The organism is Ruegeria sp. HU-ET01832 (genome assembly GCF_040371315.1).
Taxonomy (GTDB): domain Bacteria; phylum Pseudomonadota; class Alphaproteobacteria; order Rhodobacterales; family Rhodobacteraceae; genus Ruegeria; species Ruegeria lacuscaerulensis_A.
Map to the genome: position 1 here is coordinate 200,567 of NZ_BAABWL010000006.1, position 22,186 is coordinate 222,752.

General features: G+C 59.5%; 21 protein-coding genes. 14 read left to right on the forward strand and 7 right to left on the reverse strand.

Translation table 11 applies throughout. The features are described from left to right. The first annotated feature begins 208 nt into the window (after window positions 1–208). The 3 genes from ABWV79_RS18170 to ABWV79_RS18180 all read left to right on the forward strand — a co-directional run bounded on the left by ABWV79_RS18170 (window position 209) and on the right by ABWV79_RS18180 (window position 2,866). A complete protein-coding gene (locus ABWV79_RS18170) occupies window positions 209–580 on the forward strand; it encodes a helix-turn-helix domain-containing protein (RefSeq protein ID WP_170352458.1) in 372 nt (123 codons plus the stop codon). 44 nt (window positions 581–624) lie between these two features. Next, complete coding sequence (gene hisN / locus ABWV79_RS18175; RefSeq protein ID WP_353393718.1) at window positions 625–1,416, forward strand: histidinol-phosphatase; 792 nt, start codon at window positions 625–627, stop codon at window positions 1,414–1,416. A gap of 115 nt (window positions 1,417–1,531) precedes the next feature. Further along, a complete protein-coding gene (locus ABWV79_RS18180; RefSeq protein ID WP_353393720.1) occupies window positions 1,532–2,866 on the forward strand; it encodes an 8-oxoguanine deaminase in 1,335 nt (444 codons plus the stop codon). A 62-nt stretch (window positions 2,867–2,928) separates the two neighbouring features. On the opposite strand, the gene guaD is transcribed toward ABWV79_RS18180, so the two are convergent. After that, a complete protein-coding gene (gene guaD / locus ABWV79_RS18185) occupies window positions 2,929–4,218 on the reverse strand; it encodes a guanine deaminase (RefSeq protein WP_353393722.1) in 1,290 nt (429 codons plus the stop codon). A 138-nt stretch (window positions 4,219–4,356) separates the two neighbouring features. On the opposite strand from guaD, the gene mgtE reads away from it, so the two are divergent. Both mgtE and ABWV79_RS18195 read left to right on the forward strand, forming a co-directional pair. Further along, entirely contained in the window at window positions 4,357–5,751 is a 1,395-nt protein-coding gene (gene mgtE / locus ABWV79_RS18190) for a magnesium transporter (RefSeq protein ID WP_170352462.1), read from the forward strand. Then, a complete protein-coding gene (locus tag ABWV79_RS18195; RefSeq protein ID WP_353393724.1) occupies window positions 5,748–6,305 on the forward strand; it encodes a 5-formyltetrahydrofolate cyclo-ligase in 558 nt (185 codons plus the stop codon). The genes mgtE and ABWV79_RS18195 overlap by 4 nt, the downstream gene beginning before the upstream one ends. Window position 6,306: 1 nt before the next feature. On the opposite strand, the gene ABWV79_RS18200 is transcribed toward ABWV79_RS18195, so the two are convergent. Then, window positions 6,307–6,534, reverse strand: a complete 228-nt coding sequence (locus ABWV79_RS18200; protein ID WP_170352464.1) for a putative hemolysin — start codon at window positions 6,532–6,534, stop codon at window positions 6,307–6,309. Window positions 6,535–6,623: 89 nt separating this feature from the next. Here ABWV79_RS18200 and ABWV79_RS18205 point away from each other — a divergent pair, with 89 nt between their 5' ends. The 3 genes from ABWV79_RS18205 to ABWV79_RS18215 all read left to right on the forward strand — a co-directional run bounded on the left by ABWV79_RS18205 (window position 6,624) and on the right by ABWV79_RS18215 (window position 10,125). Next, window positions 6,624–7,439 carry a TIGR00282 family metallophosphoesterase gene (locus tag ABWV79_RS18205; RefSeq protein ID WP_353393726.1) on the forward strand — a complete coding sequence of 272 codons (816 nt, stop codon included), beginning with the start codon at window positions 6,624–6,626 and terminating at the stop codon, window positions 7,437–7,439. A gap of 64 nt (window positions 7,440–7,503) precedes the next feature. Beyond that, window positions 7,504–9,282: an SLC13 family permease gene (locus ABWV79_RS18210; protein WP_353393728.1), complete on the forward strand. Its 1,779-nt coding sequence runs from the start codon at window positions 7,504–7,506 to the stop codon at window positions 9,280–9,282. Between the two features lie 96 nt (window positions 9,283–9,378). After that, window positions 9,379–10,125, forward strand: coding sequence for an META domain-containing protein (locus ABWV79_RS18215; protein ID WP_353393730.1), 747 nt, complete (start codon window positions 9,379–9,381; stop codon window positions 10,123–10,125). Here ABWV79_RS18215 and ABWV79_RS18220 read toward each other — a convergent pair whose 3' ends face one another. The 4 genes from ABWV79_RS18220 to ABWV79_RS18235 form a co-directional block, all read right to left on the reverse strand. Further along, window positions 10,126–11,787 (reverse strand): FAD-binding dehydrogenase, encoded by a 1,662-nt coding sequence (locus ABWV79_RS18220; protein WP_353393732.1) that lies wholly within the window; start codon window positions 11,785–11,787, stop codon window positions 10,126–10,128. Continuing rightward, window positions 11,784–12,650, reverse strand: a complete 867-nt coding sequence (locus ABWV79_RS18225) for a bile acid:sodium symporter family protein (RefSeq protein WP_353393734.1) — start codon at window positions 12,648–12,650, stop codon at window positions 11,784–11,786. The genes ABWV79_RS18220 and ABWV79_RS18225 overlap by 4 nt, the downstream gene beginning before the upstream one ends. A gap of 72 nt (window positions 12,651–12,722) precedes the next feature. After that, window positions 12,723–13,457 (reverse strand): glutamine amidotransferase, encoded by a 735-nt coding sequence (locus tag ABWV79_RS18230; protein WP_353393736.1) that lies wholly within the window; start codon window positions 13,455–13,457, stop codon window positions 12,723–12,725. A 16-nt stretch (window positions 13,458–13,473) separates the two neighbouring features. Further along, a complete protein-coding gene (locus ABWV79_RS18235) occupies window positions 13,474–15,246 on the reverse strand; it encodes an SLC13 family permease (protein WP_353393738.1) in 1,773 nt (590 codons plus the stop codon). A gap of 110 nt (window positions 15,247–15,356) precedes the next feature. On the opposite strand from ABWV79_RS18235, the gene ABWV79_RS18240 reads away from it, so the two are divergent. Together ABWV79_RS18240 and ABWV79_RS18245 are read left to right on the forward strand one after the other, a co-directional pair. Beyond that, window positions 15,357–16,097 carry a YebC/PmpR family DNA-binding transcriptional regulator gene (locus tag ABWV79_RS18240; protein ID WP_170462050.1) on the forward strand — a complete coding sequence of 247 codons (741 nt, stop codon included), beginning with the start codon at window positions 15,357–15,359 and terminating at the stop codon, window positions 16,095–16,097. 120 nt (window positions 16,098–16,217) lie between these two features. After that, the gene (locus ABWV79_RS18245; RefSeq protein WP_353393740.1) at window positions 16,218–17,492 is read left to right on the forward strand and encodes an MFS transporter; all 1,275 of its coding nucleotides are present in this window, start codon (window positions 16,218–16,220) and stop codon (window positions 17,490–17,492) included. 1 nt (window position 17,493) lies between these two features. Here the strand turns inward: ABWV79_RS18245 and ABWV79_RS18250 are convergent, their stop codons facing one another. Further along, complete coding sequence (locus ABWV79_RS18250; protein WP_170753182.1) at window positions 17,494–18,378, reverse strand: LysR family transcriptional regulator ArgP; 885 nt, start codon at window positions 18,376–18,378, stop codon at window positions 17,494–17,496. Window positions 18,379–18,466: 88 nt separating this feature from the next. Here ABWV79_RS18250 and ABWV79_RS18255 point away from each other — a divergent pair, with 88 nt between their 5' ends. The 4 genes from ABWV79_RS18255 to betC all read left to right on the forward strand — a co-directional run bounded on the left by ABWV79_RS18255 (window position 18,467) and on the right by betC (window position 22,180). Continuing rightward, window positions 18,467–19,066, forward strand: a complete 600-nt coding sequence (locus ABWV79_RS18255) for a LysE/ArgO family amino acid transporter (RefSeq protein ID WP_353393742.1) — start codon at window positions 18,467–18,469, stop codon at window positions 19,064–19,066. A 40-nt stretch (window positions 19,067–19,106) separates the two neighbouring features. Further along, on the forward strand, window positions 19,107–20,015 hold the full coding sequence (locus ABWV79_RS18260; RefSeq protein WP_353393744.1) for a DMT family transporter: 909 nt from the start codon (window positions 19,107–19,109) through the stop codon (window positions 20,013–20,015). An 87-nt stretch (window positions 20,016–20,102) separates the two neighbouring features. Further along, window positions 20,103–20,675 (forward strand): choline-binding transcriptional repressor BetI, encoded by a 573-nt coding sequence (gene betI / locus ABWV79_RS18265; protein WP_353393746.1) that lies wholly within the window; start codon window positions 20,103–20,105, stop codon window positions 20,673–20,675. Continuing rightward, on the forward strand, window positions 20,672–22,180 hold the full coding sequence (betC, locus tag ABWV79_RS18270) for a choline-sulfatase (RefSeq protein ID WP_353393748.1): 1,509 nt from the start codon (window positions 20,672–20,674) through the stop codon (window positions 22,178–22,180). Before betI ends, betC begins: the two co-directional genes overlap by 4 nt. Window positions 22,181–22,186 lie beyond the last annotated feature (6 nt).

Sequence of the window (22,186 nt, forward strand, 5' to 3'; positions counted from 1 at the left end):
CTATTGCGATTGCACAACCGTAAACCATTGTTGGGTAATCTCGATTCAACCCGCTTGAAAAAATCACCAAAAGGCGCAATATTGCGCTATGGTGCTGATTTGGGGGCATGTTCCAAATTAGGGAGTGGTTAAGCGCGACTCGCTAGTGATGCGGTGGTGGTGTACGCCGTGCGTCCCTGGGAGTTGTGTGTAGTAGAGGAGAATACCGATGACCCATCACGTCGATGTCCATGTGGGCAAGCGCGTACGGCATCGCCGTTGGCTGATTGGGATGACTCAACAGCAGCTGGCGCAGCAGGTTGGTATCAAGTTTCAGCAAATCCAGAAGTATGAAACAGGGGCTAACCGAATCAGCGCATCCCGCCTGTGGGACATTGCCGAGGCACTAGATGTTCCGGTCAGCTTTTTCTTTGAAGGTCTGGAAGAGGCTGAAAAAGAAACCGCTGGCAAGAAATCGGTTCCTGCGGATCTGATGGGGGACAAGGAAGCACTGGATCTGGTCCGCTCGTATTATGCGATTCCTGAAAACCAGCGCCGCCGTCTTTTCGAACTGGCTCGGGTTCTCAGCGACGTTGCTTGAATTAGCGGGTTGACTCTGATGCCGGTGATCCTCACGGGTGTCGCATGCAACAGATCTCGCTCAGTGACATAGAAGTAGCACAGGAAATGGCCGACGCCGCGCGCGAGGTCATTCTTCCTTTTTTCCGGAAACCGGATCTGGAAACCTCGAACAAGCTGACTGACGGGTTTGACCCGGTCACTGTCGCGGATCGGGCGGCGGAACAAGCCATGCGGGCGGTTCTGGCGCGTCACCGTCCAGACGATGGCATTTTTGGCGAAGAATATGGGCAGGTCGAGGGTCTCAGCGGTCGAACCTGGGTGTTGGATCCGATCGACGGAACCCGAGGCTTCATCAGTGGTACTCCGACTTGGGGGGTTCTGATTGCCCTCAGCACTCAGGACGGACCCGTCATGGGGGTGATTGATCAGCCCTATATTGGCGAGCGTTTCATAGGGTCGGCGGATACTGCCGAGGTCTCAGGTCCGACTGGTACGCTACCTTTGAAGACGCGCGCGACAGAAACGCTGGATCAAGCCGTTTTGTTTACCACGTTCCCCGAGGTGGGAACTTCGGAAGAACGCGCAGGATTTGAATCCGTAGCGCAGCACGTACGCCTGACACGTTACGGCATGGATTGTTATGCCTACGCGTTGTTGGCAGCGGGGCAGGTCGATCTGGTGATTGAATGCGGCTTGAATGCCTATGATATTCAGGCACCCATCGCAGTGATCGAGGCTGCAGGCGGTATCGTAACTGATTGGCAAGGTGGCCCGGCACATCAGGGTGGACGCGTGCTTGCTGCGGCGAATGCTGACCTGCATGCCAAGGCGCTGGCCATTCTGCACGACGTTTGAAACAGGTTGATGCGGGGGCGATGGTCAGGTAGCGTTCATCCCGCTGGTTCTTGAGCCCGTTTTCCGCCAGCCATCGCACTCCATGCATGAAACGGGCATGTGCAAGGAGGGCGAAGTGACAGAATTCCTTATCAAAAACGCAGATTCAATCCTGACCATGGATGACGCGCGCCGTGAACTGGCGGGTGCGGATATCTTGGTCCGGGGCGGTCAGATTGCAGCGATTGGCCATGGGCTGACAGCGCTGGGGGACGTGCACGATGCAGCCGGATGCGTCGTCACGCCGGGTCTGGTTAATACGCACCACCACCTCTATCAGACGCTCACGCGGGCGGTTCCCAATGGACAGAATGCATTGCTGTTTGGGTGGTTGCAGACGCTCTACCCGATCTGGTCACGATTTGGGCCGGAAGAGATGTTTGTCTCGGCTCAGATCGGGCTGGCCGAGCTTGCTTTGTCGGGCTGCACCCTGAGTTCGGATCACCTGTATCTTTACCCCAACGGCGCAAGATTGGACGATACCATAGCCGCGGCGGCCGAGATTGGCCTGCGTTTTCACCCGACCCGAGGCGCGATGAGCATTGGCGAAAGCGACGGGGGCTTGCCACCGGACGCTTTGGTTGAAAAGGAACAGGCAATCCTAGACGACATGATCCGCGTGGTGGACGCCTTCCATGATCCGTCCGAAGGCGCAATGTGCCGCGTCGGGCTGGCCCCCTGTTCGCCGTTCTCGGTCAGCTGCGACTTGATGCGGGATACAGCTGTTCTGGCGCGGGACAAGGGCGTGATGCTGCACACCCATCTGGCCGAGAATGACGAGGATATCGCCTATTCTCAGGCCCAATTCGGCTGCCGTCCGGGGCAATATGCCGAGGATCTGGGCTGGACGGGTTCGGACGTCTGGCACGCCCATTGCGTTAAGCTGGACGGGGCCGAGATTGACCTGTTCGCCCGCACGCAAACCGGCGTCTCCCATTGTCCCTGTTCGAATTGCCGTCTGGGGTCTGGGATCGCCCCGGTCCGGGCGATGCGGGATCGCGGCGTTCCGGTGGGTCTGGGCGCGGACGGCTCGGCCAGCAATGACAATGGCAGCCTGATCCTTGAAGCCCGGCAAACCATGCTGCTGCAACGGGTCGCAAACGGAGCCGATGCGATGTCTTCCCGCGAGGCACTGGAAATCGCCACGCGCGGCGGTGCGGATGTGCTGAACCGCCCTGATTGTGGCCGGCTAGAGCCCGGAAAACGCGCCGACATTGCGATCTGGGACACGCGTGGCATCGAAAGCGCAGGCAGCTGGGACAAGGCCGCGCTGTTGTTGTCCGGTCCGATGAAGGTCAAACACCTGTTCGTCGAAGGCCGCCAAATCGTGCGCGATGGGCAGATCACAACGCTGGACCTGCCCAAAATCATCGAAACCCAAAACCGCCTCGCCCGCGCGTTGGCGGGCTAGGTGCGGATCCGCTTTTCATCTGACCAAAAATATCCCCGCCGGAGGCATGGGCCGCAAGCCCATCAAACTGAAACAGCCCGCCCCCCGACCCAGACCTCTGCTATGGCGCGGTCGTCACCCATCATGATGGTGGGAAAGATCGCCTCCCATATATCGTCCGCACAAGCTTCGCGCTGGGCGATAGCAGGGGTTGAGGCCAGATCAAGCACAACCAGATCCGCTTCCATACCCGGCTCAACGTTTCCGATCCGGTCGTCCAGCCGCAGCGACCGCGCCGATCCCACGGTGCCCAACCACAACAGCTGCGCCGCGTGCAGAGGCGCACCGCGCAGCTGGCCGATCTCATAGGCCGAGGCCATCGTGTGCAGCATCGAAAAGCTCGACCCGCCGCCCGTATCCGTGGCCAACCCGACCCGGTGCCCGTCGCGCATCAACCCGGTCATGTCGAACAGGCCCGAGCCAATGAACGTATTCGAGGTCGGGCAATGGATCAGCGCCGCGTCCACCTCGCGCAGACGATCCCGTTCGCGCGCCTCCAAATGGATGACATGGCCGTAGACGCCATGCGATCCCAGCAGGCCGAATTTCTCGTAGGTATCCAGATAATCCCGCGCCTCGGGGAACAGCTCGCGGACCCATGCGATCTCATCGGTCTGCTCGCTCAGATGGGTCTGCATCAGGCAATGAGGATGCTCGGCCCAAAGCGCGCCCATGGCCTCAAGCTGTTCAGGGGTCGAGGTGGGTGAAAAGCGTGGCGTGATGGCATAGGACAACCTGTCGATGCCGTGCCATTTCTCCAACAGCGCTTGCGACTGGTCATAGGCGGTCTGCGCCGTGTCCCGCAGCCCGTCGGGCGCGTTGCGATCCATACAGGTTTTCCCCGCGACCACCCGCTGATTGCGGGCCTGGGCTGCGGTGAAAAACGCGTCCACACTTTCGGGATGAATGGTGCAAAAGCTGCACATGGTCGTTGTGCCGTGTGCCGCCGTCAGGTCCAAATAGCGGTTGGCAATCTCGGCGGCATAGGTCGGGTCGCCGAACTTCATCTCTTCGGGGAAGGTATAGGTGTTCAGCCAGTCGATCAGGCGTTTGCCCCAGCTGGCGATCATCGCTGTCTGCGGGTAATGCACATGCGCATCCACGAACCCCGCCATGATCACGTGCTGTCCGTGATCGACGACCGCCGCCTCAGGGTGATCTGCGCGCAGGCGAGTGGCCTCCCCTACGCCAGCAATGCGGTCGCCGTCGATCAGAACCGCCTCACTGATTTTCACCGCATCAGTGGGGTTGCCGTCAAAGGGCGAGCCCTCAAAGCTCAGCACACGGCCTTTCAGCAGCGTTTTTTGCGCCATTTTTTGTCATCTCCGCCTGTATGGGGTGTGGAAACACCATAGGGCGGCGAAACTTGTCGGTAAATCGCCGCATTGTCATTGTTTTCCGGTAGCTGCTTCTTCTAATTAGAGGCCAATGACCAGAACACGGGGGCAGACATGACCACAGGCTTTGATGAACCCGTAACCGAGACAACCAGCGACGAGGACGTCTATGCGCTGGACCGGCGGACCGTGGCGGCCATTCTCTACGCGGTTGATGTAGATGACCGCGACAAGCTGGTCGAGCTGATGGAGCCGCTGCACGCCGCCGACATCGCCGACCTGCTGGAACAGATCAACCCTTACGACCGTGCCCGCCTGATCCGGCTATATGACAAGGAATTCGACGGCGACATCCTGTCGGAACTGGATGAGGCGATCCGCGAAGAGGTGATCGGCGTCCTGCGCCCGGACGTTCTGGCCGACGCTGTGCGCGACATGGAAAGCGATGATGTTGTCGACCTGCTGGAAGACCTCGAAGAACCGCAGCAGGAAGCCATCCTTGACGTACTGGAGGATTCCGAACGTGTCGCTGCCGAGCAGGCGCTGTCCTACCCCGAGAACTCGGCCGGTCGCCTCATGCAGCGCGAGGTGGTCATGGCCCCCGAGCATTGGTCGGTAGGGCAGGCCATCGACTTCATGCGCGCTAACGATGATCTGCCCGAGCAGTTCTATCACGTGGTGCTGGTCGACCCGCGCCTTAAGCCTGTGGCGCAGGTGACTTTGGGCAAGCTGATGGCGACACGTCGCGATGTTCCCCTGCATGACATCGCCGAAGAAGAGTTTCACACGATCCCCGTAGATCAGGACGAGGAAGACGTGGCTTATGCGTTCAACCAATACCACCTGATCTCAGCCCCAGTGGTGGATGGAGATGGGCGGTTGGTCGGCGTGATCACCATCGACGACGCCATGGTCGTGCTGGATGAAGAACACGAGGAAGATATCCTGCGTCTGGCTGGGGTCAGTGACGAAAGCTCGATCTCGGACAGTGTGGCGGCGACCAGCAAGCGGCGTCTGCCGTGGCTGGCCGTGAACCTGTGTACGGCTATTTGTGCCTCGTTGGTGATTTCGCAGTTCGAGGCGGCGATTGATCAACTGGTGGCGCTGGCCATTCTGATGCCGATTGTGGCCTCAATGGGCGGCAATGCGGGCACGCAGTCGCTGACCGTGGCCGTGCGGGCGCTGGCCACGCGCGACTTGACGGCGGCAAACGTGATGCGGGTGATCCGGCGGGAATTGCTGGTGGGGATGCTGAACGGGCTGTGTTTTGCCGTCGTGCTGGGCACAGTGGGGATGATGTGGTTCGATTCTCCGATGCTGGGTGTCGTGATCGGGTCGGCCTTGGTCGTGAACATGGTCATCGCGGGCTTTGCAGGTACGGTAGTACCGGTGGTGCTGGACCGTCTGGGCGTTGACCCTGCGCTGGCGTCGGGGACTTTTGTGACCACCACCACGGATGTCATGGGGTTCTTCATCTTTCTGGGGCTTGCCAGCGTGGTGCTACTGTGACCGATCTGACCGAAATCAAAGCCGCCGCGCGTAAGGCGGCTTTTGCGCGCCGCAAGGCCGCATTTGACGCGCGGCTTCCCGGTGCGGCCGGACGTTTATCCGAAGTGCTGGCTGGGTACCGGGGCGTACCGATCTCGGGCTATATGCCAATCCGCACCGAAATTGATCCACTGCCCGCTATGGCCGAGGCTTCGGCCTATGGCCCGGTCGGGGTGCCGGTCATTCAAGCCGCCGCGCAGCCGCTGAAGTTTTCCCGCTGGACGCCCGAGGGCGCACTGAAAGACGGCCCGTTCGGCGCCAAAGTGCCCGAGGTCGACGACTATTTCGACCCCGAGATACTGATCGTGCCGCTGGTGGCGTTTGATGCACAAGGCGGGCGTCTGGGCTATGGGGGCGGGTTTTATGACCGCACGCTGGAAGGGCTGCGGGCCCAACGCCCGACGCTGGCCATCGGGTTCGCCTTTGATGCTCAAGAAGCGGAAGGGCTGCCGCTGGAACCGACAGATCAACCGCTGGATATGGTGATCACCGAAAGCCGGGTTCTGACGTTTTAAGTTAGCCCATGTTTTCTGCGCGGAAGAACTCCCACGCGTCTTGTTTTGACCCGTCGGGCAGGGTGCAGGTTCCGGTCTGTCCCTCGGCGCCGTCCACGATATCATATGTGCCGCCTTTTTCGACGCAGAACGTAGCCGCAGGATTGGCCAGTCCGACCTCAGGCCCGGGGGTGGGGTCACAGGCGGCCAACGGGGTCAGTAAAGCGGCCGAGAGGATGTAGCGGGTCATGAATGTCTCCTGATGCAATATGTTTCACTGCGTTATGGCGGCAGTTTAACCACTTGTGCTTGGCCGAGGCCACACTTAGGACGGTTCGTATGAGAATATTGTTTCTGGGTGACGTTATGGGCCGTGCAGGACGCACGGCCATTCAACAACATTTGCCACGTCTGCGCGATGAATGGCGGCTGGATTTTGTTGTGGTCAATGGCGAGAACGCGTCGAACGGGATGGGGCTGACCGGCGATCACGCCAAGCTGCTGCTGGATGCGGGGGCCGATTGCCTGACGCTGGGCGATCATGCGTTCGACCAGAAAGATATGCTGCAATTCATCGAGAAAGAGCCGCGCGTCGTGCGCCCCTTGAACTTCGCCAAAGGCGCGCCCGGGCGGGGGCATCGTTTGTTCAACGCGCCGGGGGGTCGCAAGGTGCTGGTGGTGCAGGTGCTGGGGCAGGTCTTTATGAAGCGGCCCTTTGACGATCCGTTCTCGGGTGTTGAGCCGATCCTGAAGTCCCACCCGCGTGGCGGGCAGGCGAATGCGATCATTGTCGATATGCATTGCGAGGCGACGTCGGAAAAGATGGCGATGGGTCACTATTGCGACAAGCGCGCCAGCCTTGTGGTCGGCACGCACACACATGTGCCTACAGGTGACGCGCAGATTCTGCCCGGCGGGACGGCCTATCTGACCGATGCGGGGATGTGCGGCGACTACGACTCGGTCATAGGTATGGATAAGGTCGAGCCGATGCGCCGCTTTATCACCGGGATGCCCAAGGCGCGGTTCACCCCCGCCAATGGTGAGGCCACCTTAAGCGGCGTGTTTGTCGAGACCGATGATCGCGACGGGCAGGCAAAATCTGTGCATATGGTGCGTGTTGGCGGGCGATTGCAGCAGGCGGGGCCGCAGTAAGGCTTGCTCTGTCTCGCGCAATGCGTGAAACTGACCGCCGGGCCAGAGGTCGGACACACCAGGAATGCAATTCATCCAACTGACAGAGACGGGCAGCGCGATACTGGCGCTGATGGTTGTCGCGGGCATGTTCATCATGTTCTTGCGCGAGATCTACCCAACTGAAGTGGTGGCTATTGGCGGCGTGGCCGTCATGCTGCTGACCGGTATCTTGCCTTACCAAAGCGCGCTGGCCGTGCTGTCCAACCCCGCGCCGTGGACCATTGCGGCGATGTTCATCATCATGGGGGCGCTTGTGCGTACCGGCGCGCTGGATGCGTTTACCTCCACCGCGCAAAAGCAGGCGCAGGTGAACCCGCGCTTTGCCATCGGTCTTCTGATGGCTTTTGTCGTTTTGGCTTCGGCCGTGGTGTCGAATACGCCCGTGGTCGTGGTGATGATCCCGGTCTTTGTGCAGATTGCGCGGACGCTGAACGTGCCGGCCTCAAAGCTGCTGATCCCGCTCAGCTATGCCGCGATTCTGGGCGGAACGCTGACGCTGATCGGCACGTCGACCAACCTGTTGGTGGATGGTGTGGCCCGGTCGCAGGGCATGGCCCCGTTTACCATCTTCGAGGTCACGCCATTGGGCATCGCACTAGTGATCTACGGCATGGTCTATCTGCGGTTCATTGCGCCGCGCCTGCTACCGGATCGCGACAGCATGGCTTCACTTCTAAGCGACCGCTCGAAGATGAAGTTCTTTACCGAGGCAGTTATTCCCCCAGAAAGCAACCTGATCGGGCGCGAAGTGACAGGCGTGCAGCTGTTCAAACGTCCCGGCGTGCGTCTGATCGACGTGGTTAGGGGCGATGAATCGCTGCGTCGCAACCTCAAGGGCGTTGAGCTTAAGCTGGGTGACCGCGTGGTTTTGCGCACCGAGATGACCGAGTTGCTGAGCCTTCAGAGCAACAAGGAATTGAAGCGCGTCGATCAGGTTTCGGCGGTCGAAACCAAGACGGTCGAAGTTTTGATCACCCCCGGTTGCCGAATGGTGGGCAGAACTCTGGGCGCGATGCGTCTGCGTCGGCGCTATGGTGTGTATGTGCTGGCTGTGCATCGCCGGAACCAGAATATCGGACGGCAGTTGGATGATCTGGTTGTGCGCGTGGGGGATACGCTGCTGTTGGAAGGCTCGCCTGAGGATGTTCAGAAACTGGCCGCAGATATGGATATGGTAGACGTGTCGCAGCCTTCGGCTCGGGCTTTCCGTCGCAGTCACGCGCCAATTGCGATCGGGTCACTTGTTGGCATCGTCGTGCTGGCGGCGCTTGGCGTTGCTCCGATCCTGCTGTTGTCGATCATCGCGGTTGCGGCGGTGTTGCTGACGCGCTGCATCGACGCGGATGAGGCGTTTTCCTTTGTCGAAGGCCGTCTGCTGGCGCTGATTTTCTCGATGCTGGCGATTGGCGCAGCGCTGGATAAATCTGGTGCGGTGTCCCTGATTGTCGAAGCGGTTGCGCCCGGCTTAAGCTCTCTACCGCCCTTCCTGATCATTTGGGCCGTGTACCTGCTGACCTCGGTGTTGACCGAGCTTGTGTCAAATAACGCGGTGGCCGTGGTCGTGACGCCGATTGCTATCGGTCTGGCGCAGGCGGTGGGCATTGATGCGCGCCCGCTCGTGGTGGCGGTTATGGTCGCGGCCTCGGCCTCGTTTGCGACGCCAATCGGGTATCAGACCAACATGATGGTTTACGGCCCCGGCGGGTATCGGTTCACCGATTTTCTGAAGGTGGGTGTGCCGTTGAACCTGACCGTGGGGCTTCTGGCGTCGCTACTGATTCCGCTGATCTGGCCGCTGTAGCGACGGCACGTAATTGCCGAATAAAATGCCGGGGGCTTGTAAACGCTGATCAAGTCACGATCTTTTTATCAAATAGGAATGTGAAAGGATTGGAACATGCCTTTTCCGAAGCTCGGCCAGGCCATCGTCGTTGGCGCAGTTGCGCTGACCATTCTGGGAAGTCAAAGCCATGCGGGCACCGTTACCGGGACCGCCACATATCGCGAGCGGATCGCAGTGCTTCCGGACGCGACTCTTTACGTCGAACTGCAGGATATTTCTCTGGCTGATGCGCCTGCAGTGACGCTTGCGTCTCAGCGCTATGCGTTGACCAGTGTCCCTGCCGACTACCAGCTGACCTATGATGACGCGCTGATTCAAGATGGCCGGACATATGCCGTCCGAGGCTCAATCTACCATGGCAACAAACTGCTGTTCACAACAGATACGGTGAACCCTGTGCTGACGCGAGGAGCCGGGGATACGGCAGATCTTTTGTTGGTGAAGGTTCCTTCGCAACCAGCCGCAAGTCTGGATGACACCAACTGGACAGCAATCGGCATTAACGGAGAAGTGGTGGACGCGAAACGCCCGCCTCAGATTACCTTTGCACAGGGCGGCGCGTTCGGCGGTACCGGCGGGTGCAACAGGTTCTCGGGCCAGGCCGAAATCAGTGGTGACAGCCTGAATTTCCCTGACAACATGGCTGCGACCCTGATGGCATGCCCGCCCGAGCTTGAAGATGTCGAAGATCGATTCCTTGCCGCGCTCCAGACTGTGACCCGCTATGCAATGGCCGGAGACAGCCTTGTGCTGTTGGACGCGGCAGGAGAACCCGTTCTGAAATTCGTCCGCGCGCAGTAGTCAGGCCACAGCGCGCGACCGTCCGGCATTGCGGCCCGAGAAGATGCAGCCGCCCAGAAACGTGCCCTCAAGCGCGTTGTATCCGTGGTATCCTCCGCCGCCAAAGCCCGCGACTTCTCCGGCCGCGAACAGGCCGGGGACGACCTGACCATCCGCCCCGATCAGTTGGCTGTCTAGGTTGGTCTGCAGCCCGCCCAACGTTTTGCGCGTCAGAACGTGCAGTTTGACCGCGATCAGCGGACCGTTGTTCGAATCAAGGAACTTATGCGGTTTGGCGGTGCGGATCAGCCGGTCGCCACGATAGTTGCGCGCGGCCAGAATGGCAGCCATCTGGGCATCTTTGGTGAAGGGATTATCAACCTGTGAATCGCGCGCTTCGATCTGGGCGCGCAGATGGTCCTCGTCGATTGGGGCGTCGCCCATCTGGTTCATGCCACGCACCAACTCGCTGAGCGTATTGGCGACAATGAAATCCTCGCCATGCTGTTTGAACGCCTCGACCGGGGCGGTGGCTTTTGATCCGGTCAGTATCCGCTGCAACAGCACTTCGCGCCAACCGCCTTCGGTCATGTCGGGGTTCTGTTCGGACCCAGATAGTGCGAATTCCTTCTTGATCACCTTCTGGGTCAGCACGAACCAGCTGTATTCATAGCCGGTTTTCAGGATTTCCTTTAGCGTACCCAGCGTGTCAAACCCCGGTAAACAGGGCGGCTTCATCCGGTTGCCGGTCGCGTCAAACCACATAGAGCTTGGTCCGGGAAGGATGCGGATGCCATGCGATGGCCAGATCGGATCCCAGTTCCGCACGCCTTCGGTGTAGTGCCACATCCTATCGCCATTGATCACGTGACCGCCCGCTTTCTCGCTGATGGCAATCATACGGCCATCAACGTGAAAGGGGACACCTGCGACCATGTCATTTGGCGGCTCTCCCAGCCGTTCACGGGGCCAGTTCTTGCGCACCATCTCGAAATTGCCGCCAATGCCGCCGGAGCTGACGATGATCGAAGGCGCGTAGACCTCGAACTCACCCACTTCGTCGCGGTTGGTCTTGGCCCCGTGCTGGGCGGTGTCATCAGCCAGAACCTCGCCCGAGACACCCTTGGCGCAGCCGTTCTGCATGATGATATGGCTGACCTGATGGCGGAACTTCATCTGGATCAGCCCGTTATCCTCATGTTCGCGCACGCGGCGGATGAAATGTTCCAGCACACCCGGACCGGTGCCCCATGTGATGTGGAACCGAGGGACCGAGTTGCCATGTCCATCCGCATATGACCCGCCGCGCTCGGCCCAGCCGACCACGGGGAACCAGCGCAGACCCATATCGTGCAGCCACGGACGCATCTCGCCTGCGGCGAATTCCACATAAGCCTCGGCCCATTTGCGCGGCCATGCGTCCTCATCCCGGTGGAACTGCGCGCTGCCCATCCAATCGCGCAAGGCCAGGTCGTGGCTGTCGCGGATACCCATGCGGCGCTGTTCCGGGGTGTCGATCATGAACAGCCCGCCAAGGCTCCAGAATGCTTGCCCGCCCAGAAAGTGCGCCGGTTCCTGATCGACGATGATGACCTTTTTACCCCGGTCTCCCAGCTCGGCAGCTGCGGCAAGCCCCGCCAGCCCAGCCCCCACTACGATGGCATCTGCAGTGTTATTGGTCATGCGACGTCCTTTCGGCGGAACCATAGGAGGAAGGGTACGGCCACGACATACATCGTGATCCCGTAAACGGCCGACGGAAGGGCCAGCGGGCTAAATCCGCTTTCGGTGCCAGTGATCAAAGCAGCTAACGTGATGCCCAGGGTCGAGTTCTGAATGCCTGTTTCGATCGAAACGGTCTTGGCCTCATCCCATGACAGGTTCGCGGCTTTGGCAATCCCCAGACCGATCAGCAGTAGTGCAATGTTCAGGGTGATCAGGCCGCCGCCCATGATCCCGAGATTTTCGGTGAATGTCTGCCAATTGGCGGCCAATGCAGCCAGAACCACGAGCACGAACAAGAACGTTGCCAACTTGGACAAGCCGCTCTCGATCCGGTTTGCAAATCCCGTTGCGAAATGGCGAATGCTAATGCCGATTGCGACGGGCAGGGTGGTGATCAGGAACATGGCGATTGCCAGTCCGGTGATCGAGACCTCGGGGGCGTCGGCCCCCATGAAATGCGCGATCGACCACGCAGCCAGAAGTGGCACTGTCAGCATCGACAGCAGGCTGATCACTGCCGTCAGGCTGACCGAAAGGGCCACGTCCCCCTTGGCCAGTTTGGAAAGGATATTGCTAGTCACACCGCCGGGGCAGAAGCTGAGGATCATAAACCCCACCGCAATTTCGGGCGGCAGCGCGAACAGTTTGACTGTGGCAAAGGCCGATATTGGCAGCAGCACGACCTGACACAGCGCGCCGATAGCAAAGGGGTAGCCGCGTGTCAGGACGCGGCGGAAATCTGCAATCTCAAGTCCTACGCCCAGAGATAGCATGATAATGGCCAGCGACAGGGGCAGGCCGACAGAAATGAGTAGATCCAAGAACAACTCCTCCCAAAGCCGTTCCGGTCAGCCTATGCGAGCGGTCCGCAATTGCGCAACCGCGCCGTTGGGTCAGCCATAGCGTTCCGCAAAACGGCGCAGGATCAGTGCCGGCTGGGTGACGTCGGCCGCGTGGCAGATGTCGATCAGGCGCTGGGCATCCTCTGGTGGAAAATAGCCGTGATGCTTGTAGATATTGATGCGTTCCTCAAAGTCCTTTGCCTCGGCCTCGGGATGGAACTGCGTCGCATAGACGTTCTGGCCGAAACGGATCATCTGAAACGGGCAGGGGTCAGAGGCCAGCAAATGCACGCATCCTTCGGGCAGTGCTTGAACCGCCTCTTTGTGGCCGACAAACGCGTCGAAAGTTACGGGCAGCCCTACCGTTAGCTGGTCCTGCATACCGTCCTCGGTCACGTGGCAGGTCGAAGGCCCGACGGGTTCACCGTATTTTTCTTTACTGACCGCACCGCCAAGGTGGGCGGCCAGAATGCCTAAGCCATAGCAACACCCCATGAAGGGATGGTCCTGCGCAGTTATCTGCGGCATCAATCCCATGATCGACGCCTCGACGCGGGCATCTATGTCAGATTTCGTTGCGGGGTCGTCGCTGACGCAGCCGGGGCCTCCGCCGACGATCACGCCTGCGCAATCGGTTACGTCGAGCCCCTCAGGCAGAGTTTCGCAATCCAGACGGATGCGATGCGTTCGCTCGGGCGTTAGCCCGGTTTTGTCCAGGATCGAGGCATACTCAGCATCCGAGGCGTCCGTCTCAGGGCGTAATTGCAGGATCAGAAATCGTTTCATACGCAGCCTTTACCCGTCACAACGGCCAGAACACAAGGATCGAGGGGATCGAGACCGCGATGATCAAAATCTCAAGCGGCAGCCCCATGCGCCAGTAGTCGCCGAAATGATAGCCGCCGGGGCCCAGAACCAGCGTGTTGTTCTTGTGGCCAATCGGCGTCAGAAACGCAGCCGAGGCCGCAACCGCGACCGTCATCAGGAACGGATCGGGCGAGACCTCCAGCGTGCGGGCCATCTGGATGCCCACTGGGGCGGCGACAATGGCTGTGGCGGTGTTGTTCAGCACATCCGACAGGGTCATGGTGACGACCATCAACACAGTCAGGATCGCCCAGGCGGGCAGGCCATCGGTCAGTTGGATCAGCGCATTTGCGATCAATTCAGTCCCGCCAGAAGTCTCCAATGCACTGCCGAGTGGGATCATCGACCCCAGCAGTACCACGACGGGCCATTCGATATGGTTGTAGATCTCGCTAATAGGCATGATCTTGGTCAGCACATAGGCCACCACGACCAGACCCAGCGCAATCGGCAGGTAGATCAGCCCGATACTGGCCGCCAGCACGGCCGCCCCGAACAGACCAATCGCCAGCCAAGACTTGTCATTGGCGGTCACGTTCAGGCCGCGCTCGGCCAGCGGCAGACAGCCCAGCCACTCGGTCACGTCCACGCTGCGGTCACGCGGACAGAGCAGCAGCAGGATATCGCCCGCCTCGACCTCGGTCTTGCGGACTTGTTCGGTGATCTGACGACCCTGGCGCGAGATGCCCATCAGCACGGTGCTTTGGCGCCATGCCAGCCCCAACCCTTGGGCGGTGCGTCCGGTGATACGGGCGTTCTCGGTGGCGACGACCTCGATCACCTCTAGCCCGTCGCCCTCGGCGGTCAGCAATTCCTGCCGCCGCGTGTCCGAGAAATCGAGGTTCAGCGCCGCGCGGAATTCGTCCAGCGCCTCGGGTCTGGCCTCCAGCACCAGCGCGTCGCCCGCGTGCAGTGTGGCATGGGCGGACCGCCCATAGCGGCGCTTGCCGTCACGGATCAGGCCGATAATGGCGACGTCAGATTTCTCGGCGGTTTCGTATAATTCGCTGACACGCTTACCGATTTGGGGCGACTCGGGCGGGATGGTCAGTTCAGCGATATATTCGGCCAGCGCCTCGGTGCTTTCGGTCTGTAGGCCTCGATTTGGGATCAACCGCCAACCTATCAGAGCGACAAAGGCCAGACCGGCAATGGCTGCGACCCCGCCGACCGGGGCGAAGTCGAACATGCGGAACGGCTCGCCCAGAGTTTCCGCCCGGATCGAGGCGATGATGATGTTGGGCGGCGTCCCGATCAGCGTGACCATGCCACCCAGAATGGTAGCGAAACTCAGCGGCATGAGTGACAGGCCCACAGACCGTCCGGCCTTGCGTGCGGTCTGGATATCGACCGGCATCAAAAGCGCAAGTGCCGCCACGTTGTTCATAAAGGCCGACAGGACCGCGCCGATCCCGCCCATCAGCGCGATGTGCGCGCCAAGCCCGCGCGAGGCATCGACGAGCGAGCGCGTGATCAGAAACACCGCGCCCGAGCGGACCAGCCCGGCGGATACGACCAGAACCAGCGCCACGATGATGGTCGCGGGATGGCCAAACCCGGCGAATGCGTTGTCCACGGGCACGACGCCCAGCACAACACCAATCATCAGCGCCGAAAAGGCAACCAGATCATATCGGAACCGCCCCCATAGAAGCATTCCGAAAACCGTGGCGAAAAGGGCAAAAAGAATAATTTGATCACTTGTCATGTCGCCACCATACCTGCGACGGGATATCGGGCAAGCCGCTCTCTTGATCCTGCCCCCCGCAAACGTCTATATGAGCGCCGAACACGCAAACATGATGACGAGGACGCACTATGGCAGGCCACTCCAAATGGGCCAACATCCAGCACCGCAAGGGACGTCAGGACGCCGCGCGGTCCAAACTGTTTTCCAAACTGTCGAAAGAGATCACCGTGGCCGCTAAGATGGGCGACCCCGATCCAGACAAGAATCCGCGCCTGCGTCTGGCGGTGAAAGAGGCCAAGTCGAACTCGGTCCCCAAGGACGTGATCGACCGCGCTATCAAGAAATCGGTGGCCGGTGAAGGCGACGAATACGAAGAAATCCGGTACGAGGGCTATGGCCCGAACGGCGTGGCGGTGATCGTCGAGACGATGACCGACAATCGCAACCGTACCGCCTCGACCGTGCGGTCTACCTTCTCGAAGAATGGCGGCAATCTGGGCGAGACCGGCTCGGTCGGGTTCATGTTCGACCGCAAGGGAGAGGTTGTCTATCAAGCGGAAGCGGGCGATGCAGACACGATCTTTGAGGCCGCGATCGAGGCGGGCGCCGAAGATGTCGAAAGCTCGGAAGACGGTCACATCATCTGGTGCGCCGATACCGATCTGAACGACGTATCCAACGCGCTGGAAGAGGCCTTGGGCGAATCCGAATCCACCAAGCTGGTCTGGAAACCCACGACCACGACCGAGCTGGGTCTGGAAGATATGCAAAAGCTGATGAAGCTGGTCGATGCGCTGGAAGACGATGACGACGTGCAGCGCGTGACGACCAATTTCGAAGCGACGGATGAGGTCATGGCGCAGCTGTGATCCTGTCGTTAATCGATCAGGAAAACCCGGCCTCTGGTCGGGTTTTTTTATGCGCCTTTTCAGTGTACTTGGCGGAATGCGTTAAACTCGGTAAACTGTTCGTAAAACAGCAATGAGAGCATGACGGACAGTCCCCCGATCCCTGCTAAACGAAACCTGCCTGTGTTGACCGGGCAAAGCATCCTGTCGCAAATCGCCTGGACGCTTGGCAGCCCCTCCATCGTGCTGCCGTTTCTTGCTGTCTCGCTGGAATTGCCGATGTTCATAGCAGGCGCGCTGGTCTCGGTTCGCATGGTGGGCAGCGTGATTGCGGATGTGTTCCTGGCGCGTTCGATTTCGGCCCACGACCGCAAGAAACGTGGCATTGCGCTGACCGAAGTCGCGGTCGGCCTCTGCCTTCTGATTGCACTGGGGGTTGCGACGACGGGTTATGTGCCACTGATCGCGGCGGCGTTTGTCCTTGTTTTCTTCATCATCGGGTTGGTCGATGAGACGCAGATGCTGATGTATACGGATTTATTGGGCGATCACGTTCAATCCAAATCCCGCATGATCATGCGCTATCTGCAACTAGGGGTCGGAGGGCTTGGCGCCATTGGGCTGGCGCTTTTGGTGCATGAGATCGTTAAAGAAAACCCACCTTTCTCGCGCCATTCGGCAATCATCTTCGTGTCCGTGGGCTTTTTTATCCTGTCGGGCCTGGCCATTCTGGCGATGTTCGAAGGCGCGAGCGGTGATGAAAGCACCCGCGATACCGCGCCCGGGCCGAAACGCAAATTCATCACCTATTTCACCGACATCACCGCGATGTTCAACGAGGCATGGTTCCGGCGCTACATGATCATGCGCTTGCCTCTGGTCGCGGCCACGCTTTCAGTGCCCTTTTTCGCCCTGATCGCGGCTGAGGCGCACCATGCTTCGGCCAAAGGGCTGACGGCCATGATCGTTTCCTCGGCGTCTGGATATCTGGTTTCCGCTCCGTTGTGGCAGGTGGTGAACATGAAGTCCCATAGGGCGGTCATGGTGACGGGCAACCTGATGGTCGCCATCACTGGGGCGGTGCTTTTGACCTTTCATTTCTTGTACTTGGATCATAATGTTCATCTGCACGCGATCGCGCTGTTCATCGTGACGGTGGCCGTGACCGGCATCAGCAGCGCACGAAAACTGTATTATCTGGACGTGGCCCCAAAGGATCAGCGGGTCAAAGGTGCGGCAGCGATTAAGAGCGTCAGTCGCCTGGTCGCAGTCATCCTTTCGGCCGCGCTAGCCGCGGTGGCGCATATGCACGAGGTCGCCTGGGCCATTGCTTTTATCGTCGTGGTGGCCGTATTCGCGGCCTTTGCCTGCTATCGCCTGGTTTTGCCGGTGGCAGAAAGCTCGGCTTCGGCTTGACCTATGCCGGCTGCAACGCCTTGCTTGCGCTGCGTTTCACCGCTTGGGTCAACGGGTGCAGCGCCGGGGCCAGAATGCGCCCGACTTGCCATGTCAGGGGAACATCGTAAGGCGCATCCGGAAGCAACAGGGACAGGCTGCCATCGCGCAACGCTGGCTTTACAAGGCTTTCGGGGTTCATCCCCCATCCCAGCCCGGCAATCGCGGCTTCGACAAAGCCATGCGAAGAAGCCAGATAGTGAGAGGGTGGCGAAAGACGCCGCCCGGTTTGTTGAGTGATCCAGGCTCTTTGCAGGCCGTCTTTACGGTTAAATGTCAGGTTTGGCGCTTTGCCAAGACTGTCGATGTTTACCCCTTTCGGAAACCACCTTTGCATGAATGCCGGACTTGCTGTCGCCAAGTACCTCAACGACCCGAGCGCGATTGCATCACAGCCCGCGACAGGCTGACCTCCGATAGTGACGGCTGCGCTGACCTCTCCGCGCTTTAACCAGTCAGCGGAATAATCCTGATCGTCGATCACAAGATCAAACAGCATGTCGTCCACCTGCGCCATGGCGTCGATAAACCAAGTTGCCAGCACGTCGGCAGGCACTGCAATCCGAACGCGCGTAGGGTTTGTGTTTTGGTCCAGCGTCAATTCACGTGCCAGTTGGGCCTCCAGCAATCCGATGTCCTCGGCGTGTTGGGCGATGCGCAGGCCAGCCGGAGTGGCGGTGCAGGGTGTGCCGCGAAGTATCAATGCGGCACCGACCCGGTCCTCTAACGCTTTAATTCGCTGGGAAATAGCGGAAGGCGTGACCGATAGCTCGGACGCGGCGGCCTCAAAGCTGCCATGACGCAGAATGGCAGACAAAGCGGACAGGTGATTGGGGTCGAGCAGCATTAGTAAAACTTAATCGGGCTAAACATCTTTAATTTGATAGGCAGCCTTGGGCATCGTAGTCAACTGGCCAACAGCTTAAGGAGTTCTAATGCCCACGTCTCTGATTGCCGGTTTTGCGCTCGGCTTTAGCCTGATCCTTGCTATTGGGGCGCAGAATGCTTTTGTTTTGAGGCAGGGCTTGCGGCGCGAGCATGTATTTCCCCTTTGTCTAACCTGCGCAGTGTCGGATGCGATCCTGATCGCAGCGGGTGTGGCCGGTTTCGGATCGCTGGCGCAGATGGTTCCTTGGTTCGAAACCGCGATGCGGTACGGGGGCGCGATTTTTCTGACCTGGTACGGGTTGCGAAGCCTGAATTCCGCGTGGCGCGGGGGCGCAGTGATGGAGGTAGAGGGCGGTCAGCGATCTAGCTTGCGGTCTGTGCTGCTGACGGTGCTGGCTTTCACCTGGCTGAACCCGCACGTTTATCTGGATACGGTCGTTCTAATCGGGTCGATATCAGCCCAATACGAGGACCGGTTGGCTTTTGCTGTTGGTGCGATGACCGCAAGCTTTGTCTTCTTTTTCTCGCTCGGCTACGGGGCAGGGTTTTTGTCTCCGATATTCGCCCGTGCCAGGGCGTGGCAGGTCTTGGATATGATTATCGGTGTGGTGATGTTGGCGATCGCGGCCAAACTTGTCGTGATCTGAGGGCTTGTCCCCAAGCGGTATTCAGTGTTGAACCGTTAACATGACAACTCTCACCGCCCCCGCTCGGCCTGTTGCTGGCATGTTCTGGATGTTCTCGGCCGGGTTGTCTTTTGTGGTCATGACAGCGTTGGTCAAGTCGCTTGGGTCCAGCATGGATCCGATACAGGCTGCTTTTCTGCGGTTCGTTTTTGGGTTGGTCTTCCTCTTGCCCGCGCTGCGCCTGATCGTCTCGACACGGTTGTCGCGCAGGCACTTAACCCTGTTCGGCATACGCGGGATCGTTCACGCGGTGTCGGTGATGTTGTGGTTTTATTCCATGACCCAGATACCCTTGGCCGAAGTCACAGCGATGAACTACATGACCCCGGTCTACGTGACACTTGGTGCGGCGCTGTTTCTGGGCGAGCCATTGGCGTTTCGCCGCATCGCTGCCATTGGAGTAGCCCTGATTGGGGTTGCCATCATCCTCAGGCCCGGCTTTCGAGAAGTTTCGCCGGGACATATCGCTATGCTGATGACCTCGCTGACGTTAGGGGCGTCATATTTGCTGGCCAAACGGCTAGTGCAGGACCTGCCGCCCTCAGTCGTAGTGGCGCATATGTCGATCTGGGTGACACTCGCACTGATCCCTTTCGCGGTGGCCGTCTGGACGCCGCCTAGTCTGTATGACCTCGGCGTGCTGTTTCTGGTCGCCAGTTTTGCCACTCTGGGCCATTACTTCATGACGCTGGCACTGCAGGCGGCACCCGTGGCGGTGACGCAGCCGGTCACGTTTCTGCAGCTGATCTGGGCGACCCTCATGGGTGCGCTGGTGTTTCACGAAAGCGTCGACATCTGGGTCGTTGCCGGAGGCACTCTGATTCTGTCCGCCGTCAGCTTTATTGCCTGGCGCGAAGCCGTTCTGAACCGCAGCAGCCTGACGACACCCAGTATCGCTCCGAAACTGTAGCTGTTTCCGATGAATAAGGCGTTATTGATTGACGGGTCAATAAAAACCTCTTAGCGTTTTTTCATCTTGCGCAGTGGAGGGGTAACGATGCCAAAACTCGGAATGGAGCCGATCCGTCGGGATGCGATCGTCAAAGCCACGATTGCCGAACTGGGGGCGAAGAAATCCCTTGATGTCACTGTTAGCCAGATTGCCAAACGGGCCGGTATGTCCAGCGCGCTGGCGCATCACTATTTCGGGGGCAAGGACCAGATTTTTCTGGCCGCCATGCGCCGCATCCTTTCGGATTTCGGGGCCGAGGCCCGGCAGGAGTTGAAAGGCGCCGCACCCAATGAGCGTGGTCAGGCGATTATCCGGTCCTGTTTTGCCCCTTCCTGCTTTACGCCTGACGTGATCGCAGCTTGGATGACCTTTTACGTGCTGGCACAAACCAATGATGAGGCGCTGCGTCTGTGGCAAATCTATCAGGCGCGTATTCGGTCGAACTTGATTTATGCGTTGCGCCCTTTGCTGTCCGATCCGATTGAGGCGGCAGAGGATATGGTCGCGCTGATCGACGGCCTGTATATCCACGCCGCCCTTAACGCGCCTGAAAAGCCGGAACGTGCGGTCAACCACGCGATGCGTGTGCTCGATACTTTTCTTGAGGCTGAAACATGACACAACCTAACATTCTGATCCTGATGGTGGATCAGTTGAACGGGACCCTCTTTCCGGATGGTCCCGCAGACTGGCTGCATGCACCGAACCTCAAGAAACTGGCAGCGCGGTCCACGCGGTTTGCCAATGCCTACACAGCCTCACCTTTGTGTGCGCCGGGTCGGGCCAGTTTCATGTCCGGGCAGTTGCCTTCGCGCACCGGCGTCTATGACAACGCGGCCGAGTTCCGCAGCGACATCCCCACTTATGCGCACCATTTGCGCCGGGCTGGGTACCATACCTGCTTGTCAGGCAAGATGCATTTCGTTGGTCCCGATCAATTGCACGGGTTCGAGGACCGCCTGACCACTGACATCTACCCCGCCGATTTCGGCTGGACGCCCGATTATCGCAAACCGGGCGAGCGGATCGACTGGTGGTATCACAACATGGGTTCGGTGACGGGTGCCGGCGTGGCCGAGATTTCCAACCAGATGGAATATGACGACGAGGTCGCATATAACGCCAAGGCCAAGCTCTATGATCTGGCGCGCGGCAAGGACGATCGCCCATGGTGCGTGACCGTCAGCTTTACCCATCCGCATGATCCCTACGTGGCGCGTCGGAAATATTGGGATCTGTATGAGGATTGCGAGCATCTGCTGCCCGAAGTTTCGGACTTTGGCTATGACAATCAGGACGCGCATTCCAAACGGATTTTCGACGCGAATGACTGGCGTAGCTTTGACATCTCTGAGGACGATATCCGAAAGTCCCGCCGGGCCTATTTCGCCAATATCTCGTATCTGGACGATAAGATCGGCGAAATTCTCGAAGTGTTGGAAACCACGCGGCAAGAGGCAACGATCCTGTTTGTCTCGGACCACGGCGACATGCTGGGTGAGCGGGGCCTGTGGTTCAAGATGACCTTCTTCGAGGGCTCGTCGCGGGTGCCGCTGATGATCTCTTCGCCCGATTTACCAGCGGGTCGGATTGAGGCGCCGGTCTCGACCATCGACGTCACGCCGACGCTTGGCGCGCTTGCAGGTGTCGACATGGCCGAAATCGCACCATGGACCGATGGCGAAGACCTCGTGCCGCTGGCTAAAGGCGCCGAGCGTACTGCGCCCGTGGCGATGGAATATGCGGCCGAGGCGTCATACGCGCCGCTGGTTTCGCTGCGGTATGGCAAGTGGAAATACAACCGTTGCGCGTTGGACCCCGACCAGTTGTTCGACCTTGAGGCCGATCCGCATGAGTTGGAAAATCTCGCCGAAAAACCTGAACATGCAGGCACCTTGCAAACCCTGCGTGCCAAGTCCGAGGCGCGTTGGGATCTAAACCGGTTCGACGAAGATGTGCGTGCCAGTCAAGCCCGCAGATGGGTGGTGTATGAGGCTCTGCGGCAGGGGGGGTACTACCCTTGGGATTATCAGCCCCTGCAAAAGGCATCCGAGCGTTACATGCGCAACCACATGGACCTGAATGTCGTCGAGGAAAGCCAACGCTTTCCCCGCGGAGAATAACAGACT